The sequence below is a fragment of the Actinoplanes sp. NPDC051633 genome, assembly GCF_040681735.1.
Taxonomy (GTDB): domain Bacteria; phylum Actinomycetota; class Actinomycetes; order Mycobacteriales; family Micromonosporaceae; genus Actinoplanes.
Genome location: NZ_JBFAZH010000768.1, coordinates 1 through 3773 on the forward strand (window position 1 = coordinate 1; position 3773 = coordinate 3773).

Sequence of the window (3773 nt, forward strand, 5' to 3'; positions counted from 1 at the left end):
GCGGCCGCCTTCGTGCGCCGGTTCCGCGATCGGCGCGGCGTGTCGTCGGCGACCGCCGGGGTCGGTCGCTCGGTGGTCGGCACAACGGCCACCGGCGCGACTACGCCGGCATCGGGCTCGAGCCCGCCCGGTAGGTTCCCCTCGGCGGACGCCCCGCTGCGACGGTTGCCTACTTTACGGGCGGCAGCGGCAATCTGTTCGTACTTCTCCCGCCCTGCCCGCGCGCCCAGCACATAACCCGCGGCCAACCCGGCGGCCAGCTTCACAAACCTCATCTGACGTCCTCCATCTACTCAGTTGGTCGGGCCACTAGCCCGCAGCTCTGCGTACCCGTTCACTGCGGCACGACTCGCCGGCAGCCGTAAAGACCGCGGACTCTTCTCCTTGAATGGGTCCCAGGCGCACAGGCGCTGAGACCGATGGGGGCCATGAAGAGGCGTGACCAGACAGTGGCTCACGACATCATTGAGCGCGACGGCGGAGCGGTGCCGCCCTGCGGTTCGGCGGCGCGCATGAACTCAGCGATGGTCGCCTGGTCCGCCTCCGAAGGCAGACCCCAGCCGGGCCGGTAGCCGTACACCTGGTCCAGACCGGTGGCCGCGGTGCGGCCGTCAAGAATTTCGACGGAGCCGGTGTCGATCAGGCCGGGATGCTCGACGCCGCACGCCTCAGCCACCTTCAGCAGGTCGCGGCGCAGCGTCTTGACGTAGTTGGCGGCCCGCACGCTTTTGAGCGCTGGGTCCAGCCCCCGGGTCAACCAAGGGTTCTGGGTGGCGACACCGGTCGGGCACGTGTCGGTGTGGCACTTCTGCGCCTGGATGCACCCGATCGCCAGCATCGCCTCACGGGCCACGTTGACCATGTCGCAGCCCAGCGCGAACGCGACCACGGCGTTGTCCGGCAGCCCGAGCTTCCCGGCACCGACGAAGACCACTCGCTCGTGCAGGCCACGTTCGGCGAACTTGGCGTACACCCGGGCGAACCCGACCTGGAACGGCAGCGACACCGTGTCGGTGAAGATCAGCGGCGCTGCGCCGGTGCCACCCTCGCCGCCGTCGATCGTCACGAAGTCGACGCCGCGTCCGGTCGTGGCCATCAGCGAGGTGAGCTCGTCCCAGAAGTCGAGGTCCCCGACCGCCGACTTGATGCCGACCGGCAGGCCGGTCTCCGCGGCGAGCAGCTCCACCCAGTCCAGCAGGCTGTCGGTGTCGGAGAACTCGGCGTGCCGAGACGGGCTCACGCAGTCGACGCCCTGCGCGATGCCGCGGGTGGCGGCGATTGCCGCGGACACCTTCGCGCCCGGCAGCAGACCGCCGAGGCTGGGCTTGGCACCCTGGCTGAGCTTGATCTCCAGTGCCCGCACCGGGGCGCCGACCACCAGATCCTTGAGCCGCTCCAGGTCGAACCGGCCGTACTCATCGCGGCAGCCGAAGTACGCGGTGCCGATCTGCAGAACCAGGTCGCCGCCGTACCGGTGGTACGGCGACAGCCCGCCCTCCCCGGTGTTCTGCAGGCAGCCAGCCAGCGCCGCGCCCCTGTTCAGCGCTTCGATCGCGTTGCCGGACAACGAGCCGTAGCTCATGCCGGAGATGTTGACGACCGAGTCGGGCCGGAAGGCCCGCGCCCGGTCGCGCGCCGCCCCGAGGACCTTGGCACACGGTACGGACGCCTCGTACCCGGCCCCCGGCGTCGACCGGGGTACCGCCCGCCCAAACGTGCGGTGCTTGATGATCGGATACCGGCCGTGTACTCGATGTCGTTGTCGGTGCCGAAGCCGAAGTAGTTGTTCTCCTTCTTCGCCGACGCGTACACCCAGCGCCGCTGGTCGCGGGTGAACGGCCGCTCCTCGTTGTTGCCGGCCACGACATACTGCCGCAACTCGGGGCCGATGGCTTCGATGAGGTACCGGCCGTGGCCGATGACCGGGAAGTTGCGCAACAGCGCGTGGTCGCGCTGCAAGAGGTCGCGGACGGCTACTGCCGCCAACGCCGACACTGCGGCGGCCGCAGCCGCGCCGATGCCCAACTTCATACCGGATCATTTGCCGCCGAACGGAGCCGCTAAACAGCGGCGGGTCCACAAACGGTCCAGCGATCAGGCACGCTGAGCAACGAAGCGTGCAACGCGGTCTCAGGTCTGGTCGCCTCGCTCGCGTTCGCCGGCCCTCGGCGGTGACGGGGCGCCGAACGATCAGTTCACCTGAAAGAAGCACGTGGTGGTGGTGGTGGTGGTGGTGCGGATCCGGGCCACAAGGGCGGTGCTGTACCGGTCAGCATGACCGTCGGGAACCGCGCCCCAAACCAATGAACAGGCCGGATCACAGCCGGCACTAGCCGCTTGCAGGCCGAACGCGCCCGCGAGGAGCCCGCGACATGCGCAGGGTCGGTAGGAGGCAACGAGAGGCCCTTCGCCCGCACAGGAGAGGACAGCTGGTAAGTCCGCCTCGGCACGACGGAGTGTTCCGGGTCTATGCATGGACGCAGGAGCCGGTCCGCGTCACGTCGATGTTGCGGCGCGGTCCACCTGACGAGATGACGAGGTACCGTTCCGAAGCACAGAAGAGGTCTCCAGCTGCTCCCATTCTGCTCCCACCCGTAAGTTGCCACCGTCCGATGGCGACTTACGGCGATGACCTGCAAAGACTCCCCACCTGCAGCGATACGACTCGGCCGTCGTTAGAGGCGTTGAGCCCGCTTCGACTGTGTCAAAGAATGGTCCGCGCCGCTCTGACCTGCGACTCTGCGATGACCAGCATCAACGGCATTGCCGTTAATAGCAGTTCAGCGCAGTTGAGGACGGTCTGGAGCCGTTGGACACCCGCTGCTGCTCCCAATCTGCTCCCCGGTGTTCATGGAACAACGTGCGAAGAGGTCAGCGTGACGGATCGCTCAAAAGCAGCACGCGGCCGCGACAGTCGCTGAACCCACGGATTTGTCGGCAGCCGTGACGGTGGGCTGCCGTACCGTCGGGGCGGGGATCGAGCGTCCGCCGGCCGACCTGGCCACCATCGGCCGGCTCGCCGCCGAGGTGGACAGATCGCTGTGTGCCATGCGGTCGTTGACATTCGCGTGATGTCGCCGGCCCTGCGCTGCCCAGCAGTGGGCGCGGCTCGATGGGACCGTTGCCAGGGCACGCAGGCTGGGACCAGGCCGATGGCGCTGCACCCCGTCCTCGGCGTGCTCGTCCGGCCGATGCTGGCCGTCGTTTCCGCAGGACCCGCGGCATCCTGGTCGCCGGATCTCAGTCGGTGCGGGTGAAGTCGGCGACCCAGTTGGTCTCCCAGGTGTCGCCGTGGTCGGTCGAGAAAGCCTGCTCCCAGCGGCAGGCCTCGGCCGTGGCGACCGTCCACTGGTAGCGAACCCGGATCGGCCGGCCGTTCCAGTCCTCGTCGTCGTAGAACCGGCCGACGCCGTCCGGCTCGAAGCGCCCCACGGTCGGCGGCAGCGCAAGCCCGATGTCGTTACGGGCCCAGTAGAGTGACCACAGCTCGGTGGCCGGATTGAAGATTCGTACGGTGAGACCGGTGTAGCCCAGCTCCGGGAGCGTGACCTCGTCGATGTTGCCGCCGCCGTCCATCACACTCCAGCAGCGGGTGACACCGGTGAACTCGTACCATTCGTCGCTGTCGGCGAGGACGTCCCGCAGCCGACGCTGCTTCGAGGTCCAATTGCCGACAAATGTCGGCGCTCACCTAATTCCCCGGGGTTGGGCTCAGGTAATTCCCCAGGTGGTGGTCCTCGGGGTGTAGTTCTACTTGGTGTTGTTGGTGGTTG

The 3773-nt window shown here is 68.0% G+C and carries 3 protein-coding genes and 1 pseudogene; all 4 read right to left on the reverse strand.

The window, feature by feature from the left end; all coding sequences use genetic code 11:
* Positions 1 to 275: pseudogene (locus AB0M20_RS31600) on the reverse strand (hypothetical protein); the annotation flags it as partial.
* A 179-nt stretch (positions 276 to 454) separates the two neighbouring features.
* Positions 455 to 1582, reverse strand: coding sequence for an FMN-binding glutamate synthase family protein (locus AB0M20_RS31605; protein WP_364303986.1), 1128 nt, complete (start codon positions 1580 to 1582; stop codon positions 455 to 457).
* Positions 1579 to 2031 (reverse strand): hypothetical protein, encoded by a 453-nt coding sequence (locus AB0M20_RS31610; protein ID WP_364303987.1) that lies wholly within the window; start codon positions 2029 to 2031, stop codon positions 1579 to 1581. Before AB0M20_RS31610 ends, AB0M20_RS31605 begins: the two co-directional genes overlap by 4 nt.
* A gap of 1209 nt (positions 2032 to 3240) precedes the next feature.
* On the reverse strand, positions 3241 to 3576 hold the full coding sequence (locus AB0M20_RS31615; protein WP_364303988.1) for a hypothetical protein: 336 nt from the start codon (positions 3574 to 3576) through the stop codon (positions 3241 to 3243).
* Positions 3577 to 3773 lie beyond the last annotated feature (197 nt).

Coding starts and splice junctions, on each gene's coding strand:
- AB0M20_RS31615 (WP_364303988.1), bottom strand. CDS start 3,576: ATGGACGGCGGCGGCAACATCGACGAGGTCACGCTCCCGGAGCTGGGC.
- AB0M20_RS31605 (WP_364303986.1), bottom strand. CDS start 1,582: ATGAGCTACGGCTCGTTGTCCGGCAACGCGATCGAAGCGCTGAACAGG.
- AB0M20_RS31610 (WP_364303987.1), bottom strand. CDS start 2,031: ATGAAGTTGGGCATCGGCGCGGCTGCGGCCGCCGCAGTGTCGGCGTTG.